General features: G+C 59.4%; 25 protein-coding genes and 1 tRNA gene. 19 read left to right on the top strand and 7 right to left on the bottom strand.

Annotated elements, in window-relative coordinates; all coding sequences use genetic code 11:
• The first annotated feature begins 15 nt into the window (after nucleotides 1–15).
• The 6 genes from D8U82_RS02310 to D8U82_RS02285 all read left to right on the top strand — a co-directional run bounded on the left by D8U82_RS02310 (nucleotide 16) and on the right by D8U82_RS02285 (nucleotide 5,240).
• On the top strand, nucleotides 16–1,080 hold the full coding sequence (locus D8U82_RS02310) for a nitronate monooxygenase family protein (protein WP_130901582.1): 1,065 nt from the start codon (nucleotides 16–18) through the stop codon (nucleotides 1,078–1,080).
• 187 nt (nucleotides 1,081–1,267) lie between these two features.
• A complete protein-coding gene (modA, locus tag D8U82_RS02305; protein ID WP_241668034.1) occupies nucleotides 1,268–1,981 on the top strand; it encodes a molybdate ABC transporter substrate-binding protein in 714 nt (237 codons plus the stop codon).
• A complete protein-coding gene (gene modB, locus D8U82_RS02300; protein ID WP_130901580.1) occupies nucleotides 1,982–2,662 on the top strand; it encodes a molybdate ABC transporter permease subunit in 681 nt (226 codons plus the stop codon).
• 3 nt (nucleotides 2,663–2,665) lie between these two features.
• On the top strand, nucleotides 2,666–3,745 hold the full coding sequence (gene modC, locus D8U82_RS02295; protein ID WP_130901579.1) for a molybdenum ABC transporter ATP-binding protein: 1,080 nt from the start codon (nucleotides 2,666–2,668) through the stop codon (nucleotides 3,743–3,745).
• 71 nt (nucleotides 3,746–3,816) lie between these two features.
• Entirely contained in the window at nucleotides 3,817–4,854 is a 1,038-nt protein-coding gene (locus D8U82_RS02290) for a DNA topoisomerase IB (protein ID WP_130901578.1), read from the top strand.
• Between the two features lie 155 nt (nucleotides 4,855–5,009).
• Nucleotides 5,010–5,240, top strand: coding sequence for a hypothetical protein (locus tag D8U82_RS02285; RefSeq protein ID WP_016774936.1), 231 nt, complete (start codon nucleotides 5,010–5,012; stop codon nucleotides 5,238–5,240).
• A gap of 67 nt (nucleotides 5,241–5,307) precedes the next feature.
• On the opposite strand, the gene D8U82_RS02280 is transcribed toward D8U82_RS02285, so the two are convergent.
• A complete protein-coding gene (locus D8U82_RS02280) occupies nucleotides 5,308–5,475 on the bottom strand; it encodes a general stress protein (RefSeq protein ID WP_110645428.1) in 168 nt (55 codons plus the stop codon).
• Between the two features lie 328 nt (nucleotides 5,476–5,803).
• Between D8U82_RS02280 and D8U82_RS02275 the strand changes: the two genes are divergently transcribed.
• The 5 genes from D8U82_RS02275 to D8U82_RS02255 all read left to right on the top strand — a co-directional run bounded on the left by D8U82_RS02275 (nucleotide 5,804) and on the right by D8U82_RS02255 (nucleotide 8,163).
• Nucleotides 5,804–5,980 (top strand): general stress protein, encoded by a 177-nt coding sequence (locus D8U82_RS02275; RefSeq protein WP_016774938.1) that lies wholly within the window; start codon nucleotides 5,804–5,806, stop codon nucleotides 5,978–5,980.
• 470 nt (nucleotides 5,981–6,450) lie between these two features.
• The gene (locus D8U82_RS02270) at nucleotides 6,451–6,801 is read left to right on the top strand and encodes a general stress protein (protein WP_130901608.1); all 351 of its coding nucleotides are present in this window, start codon (nucleotides 6,451–6,453) and stop codon (nucleotides 6,799–6,801) included.
• 97 nt (nucleotides 6,802–6,898) lie between these two features.
• Nucleotides 6,899–7,450 (top strand): ATP-dependent Clp protease proteolytic subunit, encoded by a 552-nt coding sequence (locus tag D8U82_RS02265; protein WP_016774940.1) that lies wholly within the window; start codon nucleotides 6,899–6,901, stop codon nucleotides 7,448–7,450.
• Between the two features lie 207 nt (nucleotides 7,451–7,657).
• On the top strand, nucleotides 7,658–7,915 hold the full coding sequence (locus D8U82_RS02260; RefSeq protein ID WP_016774941.1) for a DUF6555 family protein: 258 nt from the start codon (nucleotides 7,658–7,660) through the stop codon (nucleotides 7,913–7,915).
• Entirely contained in the window at nucleotides 7,912–8,163 is a 252-nt protein-coding gene (locus tag D8U82_RS02255; protein WP_016774942.1) for a hypothetical protein, read from the top strand. The genes D8U82_RS02260 and D8U82_RS02255 overlap by 4 nt, the downstream gene beginning before the upstream one ends.
• A gap of 12 nt (nucleotides 8,164–8,175) precedes the next feature.
• On the opposite strand, the gene D8U82_RS02250 is transcribed toward D8U82_RS02255, so the two are convergent.
• Nucleotides 8,176–8,589, bottom strand: coding sequence for a cupin domain-containing protein (locus tag D8U82_RS02250; RefSeq protein WP_130901577.1), 414 nt, complete (start codon nucleotides 8,587–8,589; stop codon nucleotides 8,176–8,178).
• 215 nt (nucleotides 8,590–8,804) lie between these two features.
• Here D8U82_RS02250 and D8U82_RS02245 point away from each other — a divergent pair, with 215 nt between their 5' ends.
• Nucleotides 8,805–9,185 (top strand): RidA family protein, encoded by a 381-nt coding sequence (locus D8U82_RS02245; RefSeq protein WP_130901576.1) that lies wholly within the window; start codon nucleotides 8,805–8,807, stop codon nucleotides 9,183–9,185.
• 166 nt (nucleotides 9,186–9,351) lie between these two features.
• Here the strand turns inward: D8U82_RS02245 and D8U82_RS02240 are convergent, their stop codons facing one another.
• Entirely contained in the window at nucleotides 9,352–9,828 is a 477-nt protein-coding gene (locus D8U82_RS02240) for a hypothetical protein (RefSeq protein ID WP_130901575.1), read from the bottom strand.
• Nucleotides 9,829–10,052: 224 nt separating this feature from the next.
• Between D8U82_RS02240 and D8U82_RS02235 the strand changes: the two genes are divergently transcribed.
• Complete coding sequence (locus tag D8U82_RS02235; protein ID WP_024013138.1) at nucleotides 10,053–12,041, top strand: U32 family peptidase; 1,989 nt, start codon at nucleotides 10,053–10,055, stop codon at nucleotides 12,039–12,041.
• A 113-nt stretch (nucleotides 12,042–12,154) separates the two neighbouring features.
• Here D8U82_RS02235 and D8U82_RS02230 read toward each other — a convergent pair.
• Nucleotides 12,155–12,229: transfer RNA gene (locus tag D8U82_RS02230), tRNA-Gln, on the bottom strand.
• A 307-nt stretch (nucleotides 12,230–12,536) separates the two neighbouring features.
• Between D8U82_RS02230 and D8U82_RS02225 the strand changes: the two genes are divergently transcribed.
• Complete coding sequence (locus D8U82_RS02225; RefSeq protein WP_130901574.1) at nucleotides 12,537–13,571, top strand: alpha/beta hydrolase; 1,035 nt, start codon at nucleotides 12,537–12,539, stop codon at nucleotides 13,569–13,571.
• A gap of 219 nt (nucleotides 13,572–13,790) precedes the next feature.
• Here D8U82_RS02225 and D8U82_RS02220 read toward each other — a convergent pair whose 3' ends face one another.
• The 3 genes from D8U82_RS02220 to D8U82_RS02210 form a co-directional block, all read right to left on the bottom strand.
• A complete protein-coding gene (locus tag D8U82_RS02220) occupies nucleotides 13,791–14,801 on the bottom strand; it encodes a GlxA family transcriptional regulator (RefSeq protein WP_177421646.1) in 1,011 nt (336 codons plus the stop codon).
• A gap of 115 nt (nucleotides 14,802–14,916) precedes the next feature.
• Nucleotides 14,917–16,077 (bottom strand): radical SAM/SPASM domain-containing protein, encoded by a 1,161-nt coding sequence (locus D8U82_RS02215; RefSeq protein WP_130901573.1) that lies wholly within the window; start codon nucleotides 16,075–16,077, stop codon nucleotides 14,917–14,919.
• 118 nt (nucleotides 16,078–16,195) lie between these two features.
• Nucleotides 16,196–17,089, bottom strand: a complete 894-nt coding sequence (locus D8U82_RS02210; protein ID WP_130901572.1) for a LysR family transcriptional regulator — start codon at nucleotides 17,087–17,089, stop codon at nucleotides 16,196–16,198.
• A gap of 114 nt (nucleotides 17,090–17,203) precedes the next feature.
• Here D8U82_RS02210 and D8U82_RS02205 point away from each other — a divergent pair, with 114 nt between their 5' ends.
• The 5 genes from D8U82_RS02205 to phnE all read left to right on the top strand — a co-directional run bounded on the left by D8U82_RS02205 (nucleotide 17,204) and on the right by phnE (nucleotide 21,002).
• Nucleotides 17,204–17,602, top strand: a complete 399-nt coding sequence (locus tag D8U82_RS02205; RefSeq protein ID WP_024013144.1) for a RidA family protein — start codon at nucleotides 17,204–17,206, stop codon at nucleotides 17,600–17,602.
• Nucleotides 17,603–17,759: 157 nt separating this feature from the next.
• Complete coding sequence (locus tag D8U82_RS02200; protein ID WP_125927554.1) at nucleotides 17,760–18,623, top strand: putative selenate ABC transporter substrate-binding protein; 864 nt, start codon at nucleotides 17,760–17,762, stop codon at nucleotides 18,621–18,623.
• The gene (locus tag D8U82_RS02195; RefSeq protein ID WP_130901571.1) at nucleotides 18,620–19,417 is read left to right on the top strand and encodes an ATP-binding cassette domain-containing protein; all 798 of its coding nucleotides are present in this window, start codon (nucleotides 18,620–18,622) and stop codon (nucleotides 19,415–19,417) included. The genes D8U82_RS02200 and D8U82_RS02195 overlap by 4 nt, the downstream gene beginning before the upstream one ends.
• Nucleotides 19,411–20,238 (top strand): ABC transporter permease, encoded by an 828-nt coding sequence (locus D8U82_RS02190; protein WP_130901570.1) that lies wholly within the window; start codon nucleotides 19,411–19,413, stop codon nucleotides 20,236–20,238. The genes D8U82_RS02195 and D8U82_RS02190 overlap by 7 nt, the downstream gene beginning before the upstream one ends.
• Nucleotides 20,235–21,002: a phosphonate ABC transporter, permease protein PhnE gene (gene phnE / locus D8U82_RS02185; RefSeq protein WP_130901569.1), complete on the top strand. Its 768-nt coding sequence runs from the start codon at nucleotides 20,235–20,237 to the stop codon at nucleotides 21,000–21,002. Before D8U82_RS02190 ends, phnE begins: the two co-directional genes overlap by 4 nt.
• Nucleotides 21,003–21,085: the final 83 nt, after the last annotated feature.

Genomic DNA, 21,085 nt, shown 5'->3' with positions numbered 1-21,085 from the left:
TCGGAGAATTGCTTTATGAGCCAGTGGCTAGACACCCGCATCCTTGATCTTCTCGGGATCGAACTGCCGATCATCCAGGGCCCGATGGCCGGGGCGACCAACTCTTCGATGGTGATTGCCGTGTGCAATGCTGGCGGCCTCGGTTCAATGCCGGCAGCGATGCTGAGCAGCGAGCAACTGCGCGAAGAACTGAAGACGATTCGCCAGCACACCACCAAGCCGTTCAACGTCAATTTCTTCTGCCACCAGCCACCGGCGCCTGATGAACAGCGGGCCCGTGACTGGAAAAATCTGCTCGAACCTTACTTCCGCGAACTGGGTGCCGATTTCGACGCGCCGACGCCGGTTTCCAACCGTGCTCCGTTCGACGAGGCCGCGTGTGCCGTGCTCGAAGAATTCCGTCCCGAAGTGGTGAGTTTTCATTTCGGGCTGCCGGAGAAAAATCTGCTTGATCGGGTCAAGGCAACCGGGGCGAAAATCCTTTCGTCTGCCACCACAGTCGAAGAAGCGATCTGGCTGGAGCAACACGGCTGCGATGCGATCATCGCCATGGGTTATGAGGCCGGTGGCCATCGCGGGATGTTTCTCAGCGATGATCTGAGCACCCAGGTCGGCACCTTCGCCCTGGTGCCGCAGGTGGTCGACGCGGTGAAAGTGCCGGTGATCGCGGCGGGCGCGATCAGCGATGCGCGGGGTGTTGCAGCGGCGTTGATGCTCGGCGCCTCGGCGGTGCAAGTCGGCACGGCGTACCTGTTCACGCCGGAAGCCAAAGTCAGCGCCTCACACCACAAGGCCCTGCGCATCGCCAAGGAAAGCCAGACCGCGATCACCAACATTTTTACCGGACGTCCGGCACGAGGCATTGTCAATCGGGCGATGCGTGAACTCGGCCCGATGTCAGCGCAGGCGCCGGCCTTCCCCTTGGCCGGCGGTGCGCTGATGCCGCTGCGGGCCAAGGATGACGCCGACTTCGCCAACCTCTGGGCCGGTCAGGCGTTGACGCTGGGCAAGGATATCGGCAGCGCTGAGCTGACCCGGCAACTGGCCGAGGGAGCACTGGCCAAACTCAACCGCCACTGAATTTATGCGGCGAGCGGATTTATTCCCTCGCCACTAGGCGGCGTATCGCTATATATTTCCGTATACAGCGATTGCGCCCGTGTATCGGCGTTATCCAAAGCAAAGCATTTACCGCCGATCACGGAGCCTTTACATGACACTTGCTGCCACACGCCTCGCCCCTGCCTGCTTCGCTTCACTCCTCGCAATGTTCAGCATCGGCGCCGCGCAGGCTGATGAAGTGCAAGTGGCGGTCGCCGCCAATTTCACCGCGCCAATCCAGGCCATCGCTGCCGACTTCGAAAAAGACACCGGCCACAAATTGGTCGCCGCTTACGGCGCCACCGGCCAGTTCTACACCCAGATCAAGAATGGCGCACCGTTCCAAGTGTTTCTCGCTGCTGACGACGCGACCCCGGCAAAGCTTGAGCAGGAAGGCGAAACCGTCAAAGGTTCGCGCTTCACCTACGCCATCGGCACGCTAGCGCTGTGGTCAGCGAAAGAAGGCTACGTAGATGCGCAGGGCGAAGTGTTGAAAACCAACCAATACCAACACGTTGCGATCGCCAATCCAAAAGCTGCGCCATACGGTCTCTCCGCCACCCAGGTGCTGGAAAAACTCCAGTTGAGCGAAGCCACGAAAAGCAAAATCGTCGAAGGCCAGAACATCACGCAGGCCTACCAGTTTGTCTCCACCGGCAACGCCGAACTGGGCTTCGTCGCCCTGTCGCAAATCTACAAGGACGGCAAAGTCAGCAGTGGCTCGGCATGGATTGTCCCGGCCGCTCTGCATGATCCGATCAAACAGGACGCGGTGATCTTGAACAAGGGCCGGGACAGCGCCGCTGCCAAGGCGCTGGTCGATTACCTCAAAGGGCCGAAAGCCGCTGCGGTGATCAAATCCTTCGGATATGAACTGTAAATGTCGCTGACCAGTGCCGACTTCGCCGCGATCTGGCTGACCCTGAAACTGGCGTCACTGACCACTGCGATCCTGCTGGTGATCGGCACGCCGATCGCGCTGTGGCTATCGCGCACCTCGTCGTGGTTGCGCGGGCCGATCGGCGCCATCGTTGCCCTGCCGCTGGTGCTGCCGCCGACGGTGATCGGTTTTTATCTGCTGCTGGCGCTGGGGCCGCACGGTTTTCTCGGTCAGTTCACTCAATGGCTGGGGCTGGGCACGTTGACGTTCAGTTTCACCGGGCTGGTCATCGGTTCGGTGATCTACTCCATGCCGTTCGTGGTGCAACCGCTGCAAAACGCTTTCTCGGCGATTGGCACCCGCCCGCTCGAAGTCGCGGCGACCTTGCGCGCCAATCCCTGGGACACGTTCTTCAGCGTGATCCTGCCGCTGGCGCGCCCCGGCTTCGTCACCGCAGCGATCCTCGGCTTCGCCCACACCGTGGGTGAGTTCGGCGTGGTGCTGATGATCGGCGGCAACATCCCCGACAAGACCCGCGTGGTCTCGGTGCAGATTTACGACCATGTCGAAGCGCTGGAATATGCCCAGGCGCACTGGCTGTCCGCGGCGATGCTGGTGTTTTCGTTTCTGGTGTTGCTGGCGCTGTACTCCAGCCGCAAGACCCGCGCAGGCTGGAGCTGATCGATGATTGATGTACGCCTGAAACGCACTTATCCGGGGTTTGAACTGGATGTCGACCTGCAAGTGCCGGGCCGCGGCGTCACCGCGCTGTTTGGTGATTCCGGCTCGGGCAAAACCACCTGTCTGCGCTGCATCGCCGGGCTGGAGCGCGCCGAGGAGGGTTTTGTGCAGATCAACGACGAGATCTGGCAGGACAGTGCCAAGGGCATTTTCGTCCCGCCGCACAAGCGTGCGCTTGGCTATGTGTTTCAGGAAGCCAGCCTGTTCCCGCATCTTTCGGTGCTGGCCAATCTGGAGTTTGGTCTCAAACGCATCGCCAGGTCGCAACGCCGGGTCGATATGAACCAGGCCACAGAACTGCTCGGCATCGGCCATTTGCTTGAGCGTCACCCGCAGCATCTGTCCGGCGGCGAACGGCAGCGCGTCGGCATCGCCCGCGCCCTGCTGACCAGCCCGAAACTGTTGCTGATGGACGAACCGCTGGCGGCTCTCGACAGCCGGCGCAAAAGCGAAATCTTGCCGTACCTGCAACGCCTGCACGACGAACTGGATATTCCGCTGCTGTACGTCAGCCATGCCCAGGACGAAGTCGCGCGTCTGGCCGATCATTTGGTATTGCTCCGTGATGGCAAAGCCCTCGCCAGCGGCCCGATCGGCGAGACCCTCGCACGCCTGGATCTGCCCTTGGCGCTGGGCGATGACGCCGGGGTGATCATCGAAGGCCAGGTCAGCGCCTACGACGCCACCTATCAATTGCTCAGCCTGCAACTGCCGGCCACTGCAATGAACATTCGCGTCACCCATGCGCCGATGGCCGTGGGCCAGGCCCTGCGCTGCAAGGTGCACGCGCGCGACATCAGCCTGGCGCTGAACAATGATGCAGCCAGCAGCATTCTCAATCGTCTGCCCGTTACGGTCGTCAGCGAACAGGCCGCTGACAACAGTGCCCATGTGCTGATCCGCCTCGATGCCGGTGGCACGCCGCTGCTGGCGCGGATCACCCGCTTCTCGCGTGATCAACTGAGCGTGCATCCGGGCCAGCGGCTGTGGGCGCAGATCAAGGCGGTGGCGGTGCTCGCGTAAATCATTCGGCACGACGGCCAGCGCCTGCGGTCAATCAGTTACAGACTGCCGTATGACCGAAGGAAACCGCCATGCCCGATACCGTGCTGACAGATGCTCTGCCCGCCGATCTGCATTACGTCGATGACACTCAGCCTGGTATCACCCGGAAAAAACTGCGCGGCAAGTTCGTCTATTTCGAACCGTCGGGCCAGCGCATCACCGACCCGGACGAAATCAAACGCATCAATGCCCTCGCGGTACCACCGGCCTACACCGATGTGTGGATCTGCGCCGACCCGTGCGGCCATCTGCAAGCCACCGGCCGCGATGCGCGCGGGCGCAAGCAATACCGTTACCACGCGCGCTGGCGCGAAGTGCGCGACGCCGACAAATACTCGCGCCTGCGCGACTTCGGCATGGCCCTGCCCAAACTGCGGCGCAAGCTCGAGGCGCTGCTCGATGAGCCGGGCTTCAGCCGCGACAAGGTCATGGCCACGGTGATTACCTTGCTCGACGCCACGCTGATCCGCGTCGGCAATACCCAATACGCACGGGACAATCGCTCTTACGGTTTGACCACGTTGCGCAGTCGGCATGTCGAGGTCAACGGCAGCGCGATCCTGTTCCAGTTCCGTGGCAAGAGCGGCATTGAGCATCAGATCACCGTTAAGGACCGCCGCCTGGCGCGAATCATCAAGCGCTGCCTGGAAATTCCCGGGCAAAACCTGTTTCAGTATCTTGATGAAAATGGCGAACGGCACACCGTCACCTCCTCCGACGTCAATGCCTATCTGCAAAAGCTCACCGGCGCGGCGTTCACCGCCAAGGACTATCGCACCTGGGCGGGCAGCGCCCTGGCGTTGTCGGTGCTGCGCGAGTTGCAGCATGAGTCGGAAACCGAAGCCAAGCGCCATGTGGTAGAAGCGGTGAAGAACGTCGCGAAACAGCTGGGCAACACGCCGGCGGTGTGCCGCAAGTGCTACATCCACCCCGCAGTGGTCGAACACTTCATGCTCGGCGCCCTTGCCGAACTGCCCCGTCCGCGCGTGCGCAAAGGCCTGCGCGCCGAGGAAGTAGCCTTGGCGATGTTTCTCGAGCGGACGTGTGAGGTAAGCGAGGCGTCTTGATCTCCAGCGTAACGCTCGCACCTACAAAGGTTTGCCGACGAGTTGAACTGGGTATTTTTTGCACGATCACACAGGTCTTCTATAGTTGATCTGAAGGTTCGCGCCACGCGGACTTTTTGTTGCAACTCAGCCGTTTCAGCGAACGGAGGTGTTTCATGTCCGAAAAAGAGTCCATCACCACCCTCCTCACCCTGCTCGACGCCCGCCAGGCGCGCCTCGCAGCCGCCTGTAAAGAAATTGCCGACTGGGTTGATCATCAGGGCGGGCATCCGACAGCGTTGCGCATTCGCGACCGGCTGCACGACATCGAAAAAGATGCGCCGCTGATTCGCGATACGCTCTCGACGCTCAAACCGATCGACCGGCCGTTGCCACGGTTCAGATAGGCCTCAGCGTAGAGGTCCTCTCTGCATCGGCGCAGAGAGGACGCCGATTGGTACTTTTCCGACCGACTCAGTCGCCCTTGCCCGTACGGCCGCCTCCATGGCTGTGCTGCCCGCCGACGCGTGCCTTCTCGGCCCGATCAACTTTCACGTTGACTGGACTCTCGCCTTTCTTGCCGGCTTCCTTGATTTTCTGTGGGTCTTCAGCGAACGGTTGATCCTTGTGATGATTGGTCATCTCAATGTCCTCAGAATAATTATATACATACACTTAACAGACTCTAGTTTCAGCCGATTACAGTTCAACTTCGCACCGACAAATGGTCAGAAATCCGAAGCGAAGCGGTAACAAGCTTCAACCTCTCTTGCACATCAACCAGCAACTTGAAAAGTTATACGAAGCGGCGCAGAAAACCGCAGGCTGTATAAGTTTCATCACAAAGTTACCGTTCATCGGCCTGAGGAAAAATTTTCAAAACATTTTTCGCCGGCTCGTAATCGGAGTAGATGTCCGGTGCGACAACGGACATAACTAGCGAAACGTTAATTGATATCGGAGAGCTATCATGACCACAGGAAATAAAAATCCAGGTAACTTCGCAAACGATCGTGAAAAGGCATCTGAAGCCGGCAAGAAAGGCGGTCAGTCGTCGGGCGGCAACTTTGCCAATGATCGTGAAAAAGCATCCGAGGCTGGCCGCAAAGGCGGGCAGAACAGCCACGGCGGCGGTCGCAAGTCCTGAGCAAGCGGTACAAGGGCAGCCTCGCTGCCCTTTGAAATCAGCTGATGGAGCGTAATCATGAGAACGGTACCGGCTTTTGCACGAGGCGAAGTGCAACGAAACAAGGGAGCGGAAGTGTATCCCGAAGCAGCGCGCAGTTCGCACGTGACCAGGTCGGACAGTCCGTCGGTGTCACCTTGTGTCGAACGACAGCAAATCAGTCCAAGGCACCGGGAAAGTGTTCAGCAGGAATGTTATGAACGCCGGGAACTTGCAGTAAATTCTGAAAACTCCCGGACACCGGATACAACGCCGACTTATGAGCGCTCCTCTTAGCACAAAGGTCTAACTTGTAGTCACAAGACAAGCCAGACCAACTAAAGCAAACGACATCAGTAAACTTTATGAGCATTTCGCGAACAACGACGGCACGTAGTTTGTGCATCCTTGATTCGCCGAGTGCCTATATAAAGAAAATGAGGAAGTTTGAAATGGCACAAGATAAACAACAAGGCAGCATGTCGGTTAACGAAGCAGGCAAGAAAGGTGGTGATGCCACTTCGGCTTCGCACGATAAAGAGTTCTATCAGGAAATCGGCAGTAAAGGCGGCCAGAACAGTGGCGGCAACTTCAAGAATGATCCTGAGCGCGCCTCCGAAGCCGGGAGCAAAGGTGGCCAGAACAGCGGTGGCAATTTTGCCAACGATCGGGAAAAAGCCTCTGAAGCTGGCAGCAAGGGCGGCCAGAGCAGCGGCGGCAACTTTGCCAACGATCGGGAAAAAGCCTCTGAAGCTGGACACAAAGGTGGTCAAAACAGCCATGGTGGCGGGCGCAACAGTTGATGCGTCGGGTGCAGGGGAGCGCGGCTCCCCTGCCCACTTTCATTCAAGCGAAATTACAGCTATTGCTTAGGAGTCCTGACCAGCCGAGGGAATCGCCATGCCTGTTCATGTCATCAACTTCACCGGCCCGATCAATGCCTCGACGTGCGGCCAATTGATCGATAAAGCCTCGCTCGCCGTAAAGGAAGATGCACCGCGACTGATCGTCAACATCGCCACCATGGGCGGCGAATGCAGTTACGGTTTCACGATGTACAACTTCCTGTTGGCCCTGCCTATTCCGGTACACACCCACAATTTGGGAACGGTTGAATCGATGGGCAACATTGTCTTTCTGGCCGGCCAGCGCCGCACCGCCTGTACCCACAGCAAATTTCTGTTTCACCCATTTCATTGGCACCTGCAAGGTTCGGTCGATCATTCGCGCATGTCGGAATACGCCATGAGCCTGGATTACGACTTGCACCTCTACGCCCAGATTGTCGCCGAGCGTACGAGCAACGGAAAAAATGCGCTGGAGACAGAGAAATATCTGACAGCAGCGCCGCGCATCATCAATCCTGAAGAAGCCATGCATTCAGGCCTTATCACGGCGATTGAAAACACCGAGGTTCACGCGGACTTTGTCTGCTCCTGCATCTACTCCTGATCGTCCCACTTGATAACGCGTCGTAGCGGGCGCGTTCCTGTCTTAACAGCCGTCAATTCAGCCATAAATTCCAGACGAACTTGTACAGAATCGATCTGCCGTACAGGCCTGCAAAGCGCCCAACCAGCCGGTCATCACGCCCGTTTCAATTTCTCTGAATTATTCATTTCGCCAGATATCCCTCTTCTTAACAGCCGGAGGAAATGTATGAGCGGAGAGGATTTGTACGTGATTGATTACCTGCTTCACGGGAAGCCCAGGTCATTCGTCATTCGCACAAAAACCATGAACAATGCCGAAGCGTGGCAGTGGGCAAGTTGTGACGCGGGTATCGCGCCCATCCCCCGCCCCGGCCGACCTCCGTTGAAACGTTTTTCCAAGCCGATGGCGGAACGCTTTGGCGTGACCGAGGTGCAATGGCGAGAATCAGTACCTTTGGTCTGGGAGGAGGATCACGTGAAATGACAGAACGCACATTGAAATTCGGTTTCGGCCGCTCGTGGGATGACGAGATGGCGGAAAATACCGCGATGTTCCGCGAGGCCGATCTGCTCGAAGAAGCGGCTTACAGAATCATCGAGAACGACACGGACAATCCTGAAGCCTGGGCCCGTTTCAGCGAAGCCAAGGCTATGGCCGACGCCAAACGAACGGCGGCCTATCAGGACTGGATGCGCATCAAGCGCGCGATGAGCAAGCCGCGCTCGAAATAGCGGACTGGCGCCTCATGGCTTGAGGATCAGTAGCGGTTCGCCTTTTGGGACGACGTAAGTGGCCAGTTCGACGCCTTTCTCGTTGCCAACGTTTCTGGCCACATGCGCGACGCCCGCCGGAATGAACAACGAATCGCCGGCCTTGAGTATCACCGGCGCCCGCCCTTCGAGCTGATACTCGAACGTGCCGCTGATGACATAGGCGACCTCCACGCCGGGATGAGCATGCCGAGGTGAAGTGACGCCAGCGTCGAAATCGATACGCGCCTGAATCACTTCGCGATTGTCAGCGCCGAGATCCTGACGAACCAGATCGGTGCGGCTCAGACCTTTCTGCCAGCTCGTTGCCGGTGCATCCGCCGCATGGGCGAAGCCGGTCAGGGAGGCGAAGACAACGGCAGAAGCCAGAAACAGTGGACGGTACATGGTGATGCCCTCTTGAGCGTAGTGTTGGTGTGAGGGCTACTTTGGGCTCGGCATGTAGGACGGATGTGTCTCGAAGGCGCAGTTTGGTGTTGCCGTGTGTATGCGCTGAGGGTTGATACATGCTTATACAAACGTGTTGCGGTACCTGACCGGGCCATGGCCGGAGGGAATCTGTAAACTGCCGCAATCTTCATTCACTCAAACAAGAGATGCCCATGGCCAATCAAGACATCATCTTCACGCCGGATCCCGACACCGATTCGATTTCTTCCGACATTGCCACCTTCGGCGGCATCATGGTTTCCACGCAGATTCCAACCCGCGCCGATGGCAGCCTGGAACTCGGCGGCATCACCGAGCAAAGCGAGTGCACCCTGCAAGCACTGAAAGTCGCACTGGAACGTGCCGGCAGTTCGATGGACCGGGTGCTGCACCTGACCATTTACCTGACCGACATGGGCGATCGCGGGGCTTTCAATGAAGTGTACAAACGCTATTTCGCCAAGCCTTGGCCGGTGCGGGCGGCGGTAGGCGTGGCCTCGCTGGCGGTTGAAGGGATGCGTGTGGAAGTGACGGCGATGGCGGCGAAAAGCTGAGTTACGGAAATACTGCGTAGGCTGCCTCCACGATTCCGAGGTGCGACATACGCAGTGAAAATACTCAAGGGCGCGCGCCAAACACAGCAGCCACCAGGATGGGGCCGTTTGGCAAGCGCTGGCTCGCCCGTTGAGCGAATTGGCGTCAACGGTCTATTCACAAAACTCAAAGTGGACCGCTAGCTACAACAAACAGTTTACCTTCTGATACCCGGTATGTTTGCCCGCGGTGCTCGACTTCAAAATTGAATGTTGCCGTAATCGAATCGGTACCTTCTTCGTGTTTGCGCGCAAACTCTATCGTTCCTGTTTTCGCATATAAAATTTCATGCGACATAGTAATCACTCCCGCCACGGGACTTCCGAACCCGCCAACTTCATGCGTACCGTCGGTAAGGGAGCGATCTATCACAAATGAAATGATCTCACCCACCTCGTCCGTAAAATATTGGCCAATAACGCTGAACGTTTCCTTTGTGCCGAAATAAAGATGCCGAGTAGCGGAGAATATTGGCTTGCCAATGCCCGGATGATTGGGTGAAACGACCGCTTTGTAATACACCTCGGCCGTCTTCCGAGGACGAGATTTAAACGACGCGAAATCCGAGATACCAATCGTCGCGAAGGCGTTATTACCTTTCATGATATTAATCTCCAATGTCTTGCGTGATATAGGCCAGAGCGACTTTCCCGCTCCCACCTGATGTTCACGCTTTGGACGCGGGCGGACAACTGACAGACTTTACAGTTATGCATTGCCTCGTATTGTGCTAGGTCCTTCGTACCTGATATCGGTACGCTGGTGCCGCCTTGGTGTTTCACAGGTACAATGCGCCCCTTGCCCGTGACCGCCTGACTAAAAAAACTATGTCCTTGCCCAAGCATCACCTGGAATTGCTCAGCCCTGCCCGCGATGTCGCCATTGCCCGCGAGGCCATCCTGCATGGCGCTGACGCCGTGTACATCGGCGGCCCGAGCTTCGGCGCACGCCACAACGCCTGCAACGAAGTCAGCGAAATCGCCGAACTGGTCGAGTTTGCCCGCCGTTACCACGCGCGTATTTTCACCACCATCAATACCATCCTGCACGACAACGAGCTGGAGCCGGCGCGCAAGCTGATCCATCAGTTGTACGACGCCGGTGTCGATGCGCTGATCGTCCAGGATCTGGGCGTGATGGAGCTGGACATTCCGCCGATCGAGCTGCACGCCTCGACCCAGACCGACATCCGCACCCTCGAGCGAGCGAAGTTCCTCGATCAGGCCGGTTTCTCCCAGTTGGTGTTGGCCCGCGAGCTGAACCTGAAAGAAATCCGCGCCATCGCCGATGAAACCGATGCCGCCATCGAGTTCTTCATCCACGGCGCGCTGTGCGTGGCCTTCTCCGGCCAGTGCAACATCTCTCACGCGCAAACCGGCCGCAGCGCCAACCGTGGCGACTGCTCCCAGGCGTGCCGCTTGCCCTACACCCTCAAGGATGAAAAGGGTGGCGTGATCGCCTACGAAAAACACCTGCTGTCGATGAAAGACAATAACCAGAGCGCCAACATCCGCGCTCTGGTCGAGGCCGGCGTGCGTTCGTTCAAGATCGAAGGTCGCTACAAGGACATGGGCTATGTGAAGAACATCACCGCCTATTACCGCCAGCGCCTCGACGACGTGCTTGAAGACCGCCCGGACCTGGCCCGCGCTTCCAGCGGCCGTACCGTGCATTTCTTCCTGCCCGATCCGGAAAAGACCTTCCACCGTGGCAGCACCGATTATTTCGTCACCGATCGCAAGATCGACATCGGCGCCTTCGATTCGCCAACCTTCACCGGCCTGCCGGTCGGTACGGTGGAAAAAGTCGGCAAGCGTGACATGCAGGTCGTCACCCATGAGCCGCTGTCCAACGGTGACGGTCTGAACGTACTGGTCAAACGCGAAGTGGTCGGTTTCCGCGCCAACATCGCCGAGGCCAAAGGCGAGTTCGAAGAAGACGGCGAGAAGCGCTACCGCTACCGCGTCGAGCCGAACGAAATGCCCGAGGGCCTGTTCAAGCTGCGTCCGAGCCACCCGCTCAATCGCAACCTTGATCACAACTGGCAACAGGCGTTGCAGAAAACTTCTTCGGAACGTCGTGTGGCCCTGAGCTGGTTCGCTCGTCTGCGCGAAGAACAGCTGGAAGTGACCGCGACCAGCGAAGAAGGCATCAGCGCCAGCGTCACCCTCAACGGGCCGTTTGGTGTCGCCAACAAGCCTGAGCAAGCGCTGGAGCAATTGCGCGACCTGCTTGGTCAGCTCGGCACCACGCAGTATCACGCCACCGACATCAAGCTGGATGCGCCGCAAGCGTTCTTCATTCCCAACTCGCAGCTCAAGTCTCTGCGCCGCGAAGTCATCGAAGCGCTGACTGCGGCACGTGTCGCCGCGCATCCGCGTGGCAGCCGCAAGGCCGAAACCACGCCGCCGCCGGTGTACCCGGATTCGCACCTGACCTTCCTCGCCAACGTCTACAACCAGAAGGCGCGCGACTTCTACCACCGTCACGGCGTCAAGCTGATCGACGCGGCGTACGAAGCTCACGAAGAGCCGGGCGAAGTGCCGGTGATGATCACCAAGCACTGCCTGCGGTTCTCCTTCAACCTGTGCCCGAAACAGGCCAAAGGCGTGACTGGTGTGCGTACCAAGGTCGCGCCGATGCAGTTGATCCACGGCGATGAGGTGCTGACGCTGAAGTTCGATTGCAAGCCATGCGAGATGCACATCATCGGTAAGATGAAAGGCCACATCCTCAACCTGCCGCAGCCGGGCAGCGTGGTCGGCCACATCAGCCCTGAAGACCTGATGAAAACCATCCCGCGCGCACCGCACTGAGTGACCGGCGTGCGCGGTGCTTCGGCAACGCGCACGCCTGCTTGGCTCAAGCGCGGTAAATCGCAGGCATAAAAAAACGCCAACTTCTTGCGAAGTTGGCGTTTTTTCGTAGATGGCAGGGGCGGCTGGATTCGAACCAACGCATGGCAGGATCAAAACCTGCTGCCTTACCGCTTGGCGACGCCCCTGTAGCTCTGGTCAGCGGCTCCGTTAGGATCGCTGTGAGAACGGGGCGCAATTTAACAACATTCATTTCGTTTGGGAAGCCCGAGATGAAATATTTTTTGTTTTAAAACAGCCACTTATTATTTTCGCGCGAAAACTCACCGTTTCATCGCCATGTATCACACTGTGTACGCGCCCCGCTGCTACACAACCCAATGCAAAAACGCTCTCTGGCGACACAGAGCAGATACCTCGCCACGCTTCAATGCACCCAGGGTTTCAAGGGTTCATCCAGCCCCTTGGCCACAGGCTCGCAAAGGAGACGTCAGCATGAAACAGGCTCTGCACACCTCTAAAATCACCGCCGCGCTCGGCTTGTCAGTCCTGGCGCTGTCACTGCTCGGCACCGTCGGCAGCGCTCAGGCGCAAACCACTGAACCGGCCGCCGTCAGCTATTCAGCGCCCTCTCCTTTCGGCCCGCTGAAGCACATCAAGGCAGGCTTGCTCGATGTGGCCTACGCCGAAACCGGTCCTGCCGATGGGCCGGTGGTGATCCTGCTGCACGGCTGGCCCTACGACATTCACAGCTACGACGAAGTCGCACCACTGCTCGCGGCCAAGGGTTACCGCGTGCTGATGCCGTATGCACGGGGTTATGGCGACACGCAATTCCTGTCCAAAGCCACTCTGCGCAACGGCCAACCGGCAGCGCTGGCCAGCGACGTGATCGACTTCATGGACGCGCTGAAAATCAAACAAGCAGTGCTTGGCGGCTACGACTGGGGCGCGCGTTCAGCGGGCATCGTCGCGGCCTTGTGGCCAGAGCGCGTGAAAGCGCTGGTGGCGGTCAGCGGCTATCTGATCGGCAACCAGGCCGCCGGGCAGAATCCACTGCCGCCGAAAGCCGAATTGCAGTGGTGGTACCAGTTCTACTTCGCCACCGAACGCGGCCGCGTTGGCTATGAAAAGAACACCCACGACTTCGCCAAACTGATCTGGCAGCTGGCTTCGCCGCAGTGGAAGTTCGACGAAGCCACTTTCGAGCGCAGCGCCCAAGCGTTGCAGAACCCCGATCACGTCGAGATCACCGTGTTCAACTACCGCTGGCGGCTGGGCCTGGTGCAGGGCGAGGCGAAATATGCCGCGCTGGAAGAGAAGCTTGCGACTGCCCCGTCGATCAGCGTGCCGACGATTACCCTGGAAGGCGATGCCAATGGAGCGCCACATCCCAAGCCTGAGGACTATGCCAAGCGTTTTACCGGCAAATATCAATTCAGATTGATTGAGGGTGGGATTGGGCACAATTTGCCGCAGGAAAGCCCGGCGGCGTTTGCGCAAGCTGTAATCGATGCTGATCGTCTCTGACAGACCCGCCCTCAATACCCCTCACCCTAGCCCTCTCCCGGAGGGAGAGGGAACTGATTGGGGGATATTCGAGATTTACGCCGACCTGAAAGCGCTGTATTGAATCCAAAGTCGACGTCCATCTTTCAGGTCGATGTACAGCGCAAGATACCTCGGTCGGCTCCCTCTCCCTCTGGGAGAGGGCTGGGGTGAGGGTTTTTGGGGATTGCACCGGTCGATCTATTTAACCAGCCGTTTTTCCTTCGAAGGCCGATAACCGAAGTACGAGCTGTAGCACTTGCTGAAATGGCTCGGCGAGACAAAACCGCAAGCCACCAGCACTTCCACCTGCGACAGCTCGGTGTGTTGCAGCAGGCGCCGTGCTTCGGTGATGCGCAGTTCCAGGTAATAGCGCTGCGGCGTGGTGCCCAGTTGTTCCTTGAACAAGCGCTCGAGCTGGCGCCGTGAGCGGCCGGCGTAGACCGCCAGTTGTTCCAGCTCAAGCGGCTCTTCGAGGTTGGCATCCATCAGCTTGATCACTTCCCGCAACGGCGCGCTGACGCAGATGTTTTCATCCGGTTTGATCCGCCTGTAGCGCGATTCCTCGAACGCCAGAATGTCCTCGACACCCTCGACCAGCGCCTTGCCGTGCAGGCTTTTGATCCAGTCCAGCGCCATGTGGAAAGCCCCCGACGGGCTCGACGCGGTGAGCCGGTCGCGGTCGATCACAAAGGGTTCGCTACTGACGTGGGTGCTCTTGGCGATTTCGGTCAGTGCCGGGCGATGTTCCGGGTGAATCGCGCAACGGTAGCCGTCGAGCAACCCGGCGCGGCCGAGAAACCACGAACCGTTCCACAACCCGGCCAGACTGACGCCCCGCTCCGCCGCCAGTTTGAGCAAATGCACAAACCCATCGCTCGCTCGCAACTCGGTGCGATAACCGCCGCAGACCACCAGCAGATCCAATTCCTCGAGCGCTGCTGAGTCCAGGCGCGCATCGGGGCGGATCACCAACCCCAGGTCGCTGATGACCTCGCCCTCACCCAGACCGAAGGTGCGCGAGGTAAACAGCCCCGGGCGCAACAGATTAGTGGTCACCACGGCGTCCAGCGTCTGCGTAAAGGCCGGTAGCGAAAAGTGTTCGAGCAGCAGAAAACCGGTGCGCGTCAACTGCGCGTTATCGCTTTGCTCATTCAGATAGCGGAGGTTTTTCCCCTTCATGCCTCCGCTGAATTGGCGTCGTTCGGTCAAGTTTCAATCCATCGGTCACATTGTTGTGCGCCGATAGTTGGCCGGAACCGGTAAAGAGTCAATCACGTCATCGGGCCACACCACCAAACAACCCATGGCCGTCGCCCCGGATCTGTCAAACGACCGTGTTCAACCCCGCCCCGAGCCGCCCTTCGAGGCGCCCAAACAGGACGTAGTGTTGATAGCCACTGGAGAAGGCGCCTGTGGCGATTGCCGTCTTTACGTCGGCGTTGAGTCGCAGATATTGAGCCTCATCGAAATGCTCGGCGCTGACTTCACCTGTACGGCCCAGACGTTCGCTATCAATCGGCTGCTCGAGAATCGTGCGTCGTTGAAAGTCGATGATGCGATTGACGGCATGACTTTCCAGCGGCCCCTTGTTGGGCGATGCGGAGTAGATGTGGAGACCGTTCTTCGCGCAGCGGTTGCACAAGTCCACGCAGTTCTTTTGCGTGGATTTGCGACTCATCAATTCCTGCACCGGCATGTCCAGATACTTGCCGACGCTGTATTCAGACTGATTGAAAATCGTGCAGCACAGCACGGTATTGCCATTGCAATCGAGTACCAGCCAATCATCTTTCAGAGTGCACGCCTGTTTGGGGTATTGCTTGACCAGATTGACCAGGTCTGCATACGGTGGCAACGCCAGGCGCTTGAGGGTTTCCCGGTCCGTGTCGGTGACCGAGGCATCGTCTTCGACGATGGCGAAGGTTTTTTCCAGCGGCATCATCACCGAGTAGCCGGTGGAGAAATTGAAACCCAGGCGCTCGCTGAACTCGCGCATCAGCCCCTCTTCTTCGAGGTTATCCAGATAGCGGTGGTAATAGACCTCGATAAGGGTATTCAGGCCGTGACGCTGCTTGAGGTCATGCAGCTTGATCATGTTCTGCTTGACCACTTCGATGTCGCCGCCGACATGCCCTTGGCGGTAGGTGTCCTGGTGGAACCCGGACAGGGAGACACGGAAGAACCAGGGATTGGCGAGCATCGCGCTTTCAATGTTCTTGGCCAAGTTCAAGTTGGAGCTGATGCCGCTTTGCAGACCTGCAGCGTTAATGATTTCGACGAACTCACCGATGCGCGGGTGAATCAACGGCTCGGTCCAGTTGTACAAAAAGATCGCCTTGACCCCTTCACGCCGTGCCTTATCGACAATCTGCGTGAACATCTTGAGCTGCATGGCTTTCTTGAAATTGGCATTTTCCGAATTACCCATCGGGCATGACGGGCAGCTCAGATTGCAGGCGCCGACGATATCGATGTACATATTCATTACGCGCATAGCTCCTTGGGTCGAACGTGCACCTCTCATCACGAGCACGTTCGGGTCGCCGGGTTGGTTGTTTTTCTGACGACCCGCCTTCACGTAAAGCAATAAGCGCACCAGAGCCCTACGCCATTAACGCCACAATCCAGTCGATAAACACCCGCAATTTCAAGCTGACATGCCGGTTCGGCGGATACGCGACGTAAAGCGGCATGCTTTCCAGGCGCCAGCCCTCAAACAACGGCACGAGCTCTCCGCGCGCCACATGCGCGTCAGACATATACGTCGGCAACCACAACACCCCCATGCCCGCCAGCCCTGCCGCCAGATAGGCATTGCCGTCATCCACCGCAAGCACATGCCGGCCCTTGATCTGCAGGCGCTCGGTGCCATTGTGCAACGTGTACGGAAGAGGTTTACCAGTGCGAGCCCAGAGGAAAGCGACGACGCGGTGATGGGAGTCTTGCAGTTCCAGTGGGTGCTCAGGCGTCCCTTCGCGATCCAGATAAGCCGGCGCGGCGAAAACACCCAAGGGCAGATCTGCTAGCTTGCGCGCCATCAACGATTGATCGAGCAGCTCGCCGCCGCGCACCACGCAATCGACGTTCTCATCGATGATGTCGACGATGCGGTCGCTAACGCCCATGTCGATCTGGATGTCCGGGTATCGCGCGTGAAAATCCGGCAAGGCTGGCACCAGAATATGCCGCGCGAACGGGCTCGGCACGTCGATGCGCAAGCGCCCGCGCGGCCGTGCGGCGGCACCGGGCAGGCTGGTTTCGGCGTCGTCCATGTCGGCCAACAGCTTGATCACCCGCTCGTAATACGCCGCGCCATCAGCGGTGACGTTGACCTTGCGCGTGGTGCGATTGAGCAGCTTGACCCGCAGCCGCGCCTCCAGTTGCTGCACCAGTTGCGTCACCGTGGTCTTGCTCATGTGCAAGGTTTCGGCAGCTTTGGTGAAACTGCCCGCCTCGACCACCCGGGCAAAGGCCTGCATCGCATCGAACCGGTCCATCCACGCCCCTCGATTGTTTGGGATTTGCAAACAGTGAACGCCAAGCTTGCGCGTTTATCCGCGCACTGCAAATACCTAAAGTCGTTCCCATCAACCCCTGATGGAGTCAGCCCCATGTCCAAGCGCGATGTAGTTTTCCCACCCGCCCGCCATGCCTTGTATGAGCGTCACCGATACTCGCCGGCGATTCGCTCCAACGGTTTCCTGTTTGTCTCCGGACAAGTCGGCAGCCGTGAGGATGGCTCGCCCGAGGCCGATCTGCGCGATCAGGTGCGCACCGCCTTCAACAACCTCAACGCGATCCTCGCTGCGGCCGGTTGCAGCTTCGATGATGCGGTGGATGTCACCGTGTTCATGGTCGATCCGCACTCGACGTTCGAAACGATCTGGACTGTGGTACCGGAGTTCTGGGGCGAAGCGCCGTTTCCGACCATCACCGCTGTCGGCGTGACCTGGCTGGCGGGTTTCGATTTTGAAATCAAGGTGATTGCCAGACTGCCCGAAGCGGCTTGACCGGAACGGCACACAAACAGACACAACGCGCCGGCACGGAGGCTGGCCAATCTCCTCGCGAATGCGTATAACCTCGCCGTTTCGTCTACCCTGACGTGGCGCGCCGTTGACTACCGGTGGCCCTTCGAATGTTGACGCTTACGAAACGGAGAATTCTATGTTCAAGCGTACCCTCGCCCTCACCGCCGGTCTGGCGCTGTCCTTTTCTGCCCTGATGACGCAAGCCGCTGATGTGTTGCGCGTCAGCGCGATTCCCGACGAAGCCCCGACCGAGCTGCTGCGCAAGTTCGAACCGCTGGGCGCCTATCTTGAGCAGCAGTTGGGCATGAAGGTGCAGTTTGTGCCTGTCGCTGACTACCCGGCCGTGGTTGAAGCGCTGGCCACCGATCGCCTCGACATGGCTTGGCTCGGCGGTTTCACTTTTGTGCAGGCACGTTTGAAGACCGACGCCACCACGCCAGTGATCCCGCTGGTGCAGCGCGAGCAGGACGCGCAGTTCACCAGCAAATTCATCACCGCCGACCCGAACGTGAAAAGCCTCGCCGACCTCAAGGGCAAAACCTTCGCCTTCGGTTCGGTGTCGTCCACCTCGGGCAGCCTGATGCCGCGTTACTTCATGCTGAAAAACGACGGCATCAAACCTGAGGGCTTCTTCAGCCGCGTCGCCTACTCCGGCGCGCATGACGCCACCGTTGCCTGGGTGCAGGCCGGCAAGGTCGACGCTGGTGTATTGAACGCCAGCGTCTGGCAGAAACTGGTCGACGCCGGCAAGGTCGACACCAGCAAGGTCAAGGTCTTTGCCACCACGCCGACCTACTTCGATTACAACTGGACCGTGCGCGGCACCCTTGATCCTAAGCTGGCCGCGAAAATCAAGAAAGCCTTCCTCGACCTCGACCCGGCCAATCCTGAGCAGAAGAAGATCCTCGATCTGCAGGCCGCCAGTCGCTTCATCGAGACCAAGCCCGAGAACTACAAGGGCATCGAGGAAGCCGCCCGCGCCGCCGAACTGCTGAAATGACCCTACGCCTCACCCAGGGCAGCCTGCGCCATGCCAATGGCGTCGATGCCCTTCGTAACATCGACGTGCAGATTGGTGCTGGCGAACAGGTGGCGATCATCGGCCCGTCCGGCGCGGGCAAGTCGAGCCTGCTCAATCTGCTGGCGACTGCGCTCAAGCCCAGCAGCGGCGAGATCGAAGTGCTCGGCGAACGCGCCTGGCACTTGTCGGCGCACCAGCGGCAGCGCCTGCGTGCGCGCATCGGCCTGGTGCATCAGGCGCCGCCGATTCCGCCGCGTCAGCGGGTGATTACGGCGGTGCTGGCCGGCAAGCTCGGTCAGTGGAGTCTGGGCAAAAGTCTGCTGAACCTGCTGCATCCACTGGATGTGGCAGGCGCTCGCGCGGCGTTGGCGCGACTGGATCTGGGCGACAAACTGTTCGCCCATTGCCAGCAATTGTCCGGAGGGCAATTGCAGCGCGTCGGCATTGCGCGGGTGCTGTATCAGGCGCCGCAAATATTGCTTGCCGACGAACCTGTATCGGCCATGGACCCGGTGCTTGCCGGCCACACGCTGTCGATCCTGTCGCGCCATGCCCGCGAGCACAACGTCACGCTGGTGGCGAGCCTGCACGCGGTGGACCTGGCGCTGGCGCACTTTCCACGGATCATCGGCTTGCGCGACGGGCAGATTCTTTTTGATTGCCCATCCGATCAAGTCAGTCGCGACAAGCTCGATGCGCTGTACGCCAATGAACAACTGCAATCGCCAGCGCCAGCGGTCGCACCTTTGATTGTGCAGATTCCGCGATGCTGAAGGCCGATTCACGGGACCCGGCGGCGTGGCCGCGATTGTTGCTGACGCTGCTGGCGCTGGCCCTGCTGTGGCCGGGCATTCAGCTCAGCGAACTGGACCTGAGCGTGCTGTTTCAGGCCGACAGCCAGAACGAAATGGGCCGTTTTGTTTCGGCGTTCTGGCCACCCGCGCATGATCAGGCGTTTCTGCAACTGCTGCTCAAAGCCACCCTGCAAACCCTGGCGATTGCCACAGCGGGCATGGCCCTGGCCCTGCTGCTGGCGGTACCGGCAAGTCTGATCGCGAGCCGCGCACTGTCGCTTTCTGCCGCTTCGCGGGGCGGCGTGCCGAGCCTGCCCGGGCGCTTGCTGCGCTGGCCGGTACGCGGATTGCTGATCTTTTTGCGCAGCGTGCCGGAAATCGTCTGGGCGCTGTTGTTCGTGCGCGCGGTCGGCCTCGGGCCGGCGGCGGGCGTGCTGGCCATCGCCATCACCTACAGCGGCATGCTCGGCAAAGTCTACGCAGAAATTTTCGAATCCACCGACCAGCGCCCGGCGCACGCATTGTTGCAGGCCGGCAGCGGTCGACTGGCGGCGTTTGCTTACGGCACGCTGCCGAATGTCGCCGCCGAATTGCTCTCCTACACCGTCTACCGCTGGGAGTGCGCGATCCGTGCCTCGGTGGTGATGGGCTTTGTCGGTGCCGGTGGTCTGGGGCAACAGATCGACCTGTCGATCCGCATGTTCGCCGGCGGTGAAGTCGCCAGCATGTTGCTGACGTTCCTGCTGCTGGTGCTGTGCGCCGATCAACTCAGCCGCTTGCTGCGCTGGAGGCTGACATGAGGCGCTTGATCAACCTGCTGCTGCTCGCCGCCATTGCGGTCGCGGTGGTCGCCTCTTTTGCCTATCTGGAACTGGATCTTGCCGAACTCGGCAGCGCCAACAGCCTCAAGCAGATGGGCAGTTATGTGCAGCGTTTTCTCAGTCCCGACTTGAGCGCCGGGTATCTGAAAGCTATCGCTCACGGTTCGCTGGAAACTCTCGCTATGTCAGGCCTCGGCACCCTGCTCGCGGCGCTGTTCGGCATTGTTCTCGCGCTGCCCGCCGCCGGGCGTTTCGGCTGGCCGCTGCAAAGTGCGGCGCGCCTGCTGCTCAACGGCTTGCGGGCGATTCCAGAGCTGGTCTGGGCGGCGCTGATGGTGCTTGCCGCCGGTCTCGGACCGAACGCCGGCACCCTCGCCCTCGCTCTGCACACCACCGGCGTACTCGGTCGGCTGTTCGCCGAAGCGCTGGAAAACACCCCGCCGCAACCCGCCGAAGCGATTCGCTTGCAGGGCGGCAATCCGATCCTCGCTTTTTGCTACGGCACCCTGCCTAACCTCGCCCCGCAACTGCTCGCCTACTGCCTGTATCGCTGGGAAAACAACATCCGCATGGCCAGCGTGCTCGGTTTCGTCGGCGCCGGCGGCCTGGGCCAGATGCTGTATGTCAGCCTCAGCCTGTTCCAGGAAGCCCAGGCCAGTACGGTGATTCTGGCGATGCTGTTGCTGGTGTTTCTGGTCGATTGGTTGAGCGCCTGGAGCCGGCAGCGTTGGGTCAAAGCGTAGGCCGAGTGGATATCTGGCAAAAGCTGATTATGCTTCAGGAAACCTTGCAGCCCTGCGAGGCGGTCAGACTGTGCAAGCTTCAC

Origin of the sequence: Pseudomonas sp. Sample_23 (genome assembly GCF_004307595.1) — a bacterium.
Lineage (GTDB): Bacteria > Pseudomonadota > Gammaproteobacteria > Pseudomonadales > Pseudomonadaceae > Aquipseudomonas > Aquipseudomonas atacamensis.
This window is presented reverse-complemented; position numbering and strand designations above follow the sequence as displayed.

Excerpts from the sequence above, each read along its gene's own strand:
- D8U82_RS02310 (WP_130901582.1), top strand. The coding sequence starts at position 16 with ATGAGCCAGTGGCTAGACACCCGCATCCTTGATCTTCTCGGGATCGAA.
- modA (WP_241668034.1), top strand. The coding sequence starts at position 1,268 with ATGTTCAGCATCGGCGCCGCGCAGGCTGATGAAGTGCAAGTGGCGGTC.
- modB (WP_130901580.1), top strand. The coding sequence starts at position 1,982 with ATGTCGCTGACCAGTGCCGACTTCGCCGCGATCTGGCTGACCCTGAAA.
- modC (WP_130901579.1), top strand. The coding sequence starts at position 2,666 with ATGATTGATGTACGCCTGAAACGCACTTATCCGGGGTTTGAACTGGAT.
- D8U82_RS02290 (WP_130901578.1), top strand. The coding sequence starts at position 3,817 with ATGCCCGATACCGTGCTGACAGATGCTCTGCCCGCCGATCTGCATTAC.
- D8U82_RS02285 (WP_016774936.1), top strand. The coding sequence starts at position 5,010 with ATGTCCGAAAAAGAGTCCATCACCACCCTCCTCACCCTGCTCGACGCC.
- D8U82_RS02280 (WP_110645428.1), bottom strand. The coding sequence starts at position 5,475 with ATGACCAATCATCACAAGGATCAACCGTTCGCTGAAGACCCACAGAAA.
- D8U82_RS02275 (WP_016774938.1), top strand. The coding sequence starts at position 5,804 with ATGACCACAGGAAATAAAAATCCAGGTAACTTCGCAAACGATCGTGAA.
- D8U82_RS02270 (WP_130901608.1), top strand. The coding sequence starts at position 6,451 with ATGGCACAAGATAAACAACAAGGCAGCATGTCGGTTAACGAAGCAGGC.
- D8U82_RS02265 (WP_016774940.1), top strand. The coding sequence starts at position 6,899 with ATGCCTGTTCATGTCATCAACTTCACCGGCCCGATCAATGCCTCGACG.
- D8U82_RS02260 (WP_016774941.1), top strand. The coding sequence starts at position 7,658 with ATGAGCGGAGAGGATTTGTACGTGATTGATTACCTGCTTCACGGGAAG.
- D8U82_RS02255 (WP_016774942.1), top strand. The coding sequence starts at position 7,912 with ATGACAGAACGCACATTGAAATTCGGTTTCGGCCGCTCGTGGGATGAC.
- D8U82_RS02250 (WP_130901577.1), bottom strand. The coding sequence starts at position 8,589 with ATGTACCGTCCACTGTTTCTGGCTTCTGCCGTTGTCTTCGCCTCCCTG.
- D8U82_RS02245 (WP_130901576.1), top strand. The coding sequence starts at position 8,805 with ATGGCCAATCAAGACATCATCTTCACGCCGGATCCCGACACCGATTCG.
- D8U82_RS02240 (WP_130901575.1), bottom strand. The coding sequence starts at position 9,828 with ATGAAAGGTAATAACGCCTTCGCGACGATTGGTATCTCGGATTTCGCG.
- D8U82_RS02235 (WP_024013138.1), top strand. The coding sequence starts at position 10,053 with ATGTCCTTGCCCAAGCATCACCTGGAATTGCTCAGCCCTGCCCGCGAT.
- D8U82_RS02225 (WP_130901574.1), top strand. The coding sequence starts at position 12,537 with ATGAAACAGGCTCTGCACACCTCTAAAATCACCGCCGCGCTCGGCTTG.
- D8U82_RS02215 (WP_130901573.1), bottom strand. The coding sequence starts at position 16,077 with ATGAATATGTACATCGATATCGTCGGCGCCTGCAATCTGAGCTGCCCG.
- D8U82_RS02210 (WP_130901572.1), bottom strand. The coding sequence starts at position 17,089 with ATGGACCGGTTCGATGCGATGCAGGCCTTTGCCCGGGTGGTCGAGGCG.
- D8U82_RS02205 (WP_024013144.1), top strand. The coding sequence starts at position 17,204 with ATGTCCAAGCGCGATGTAGTTTTCCCACCCGCCCGCCATGCCTTGTAT.
- D8U82_RS02200 (WP_125927554.1), top strand. The coding sequence starts at position 17,760 with ATGTTCAAGCGTACCCTCGCCCTCACCGCCGGTCTGGCGCTGTCCTTT.
- D8U82_RS02195 (WP_130901571.1), top strand. The coding sequence starts at position 18,620 with ATGACCCTACGCCTCACCCAGGGCAGCCTGCGCCATGCCAATGGCGTC.
- D8U82_RS02190 (WP_130901570.1), top strand. The coding sequence starts at position 19,411 with ATGCTGAAGGCCGATTCACGGGACCCGGCGGCGTGGCCGCGATTGTTG.
- phnE (WP_130901569.1), top strand. The coding sequence starts at position 20,235 with ATGAGGCGCTTGATCAACCTGCTGCTGCTCGCCGCCATTGCGGTCGCG.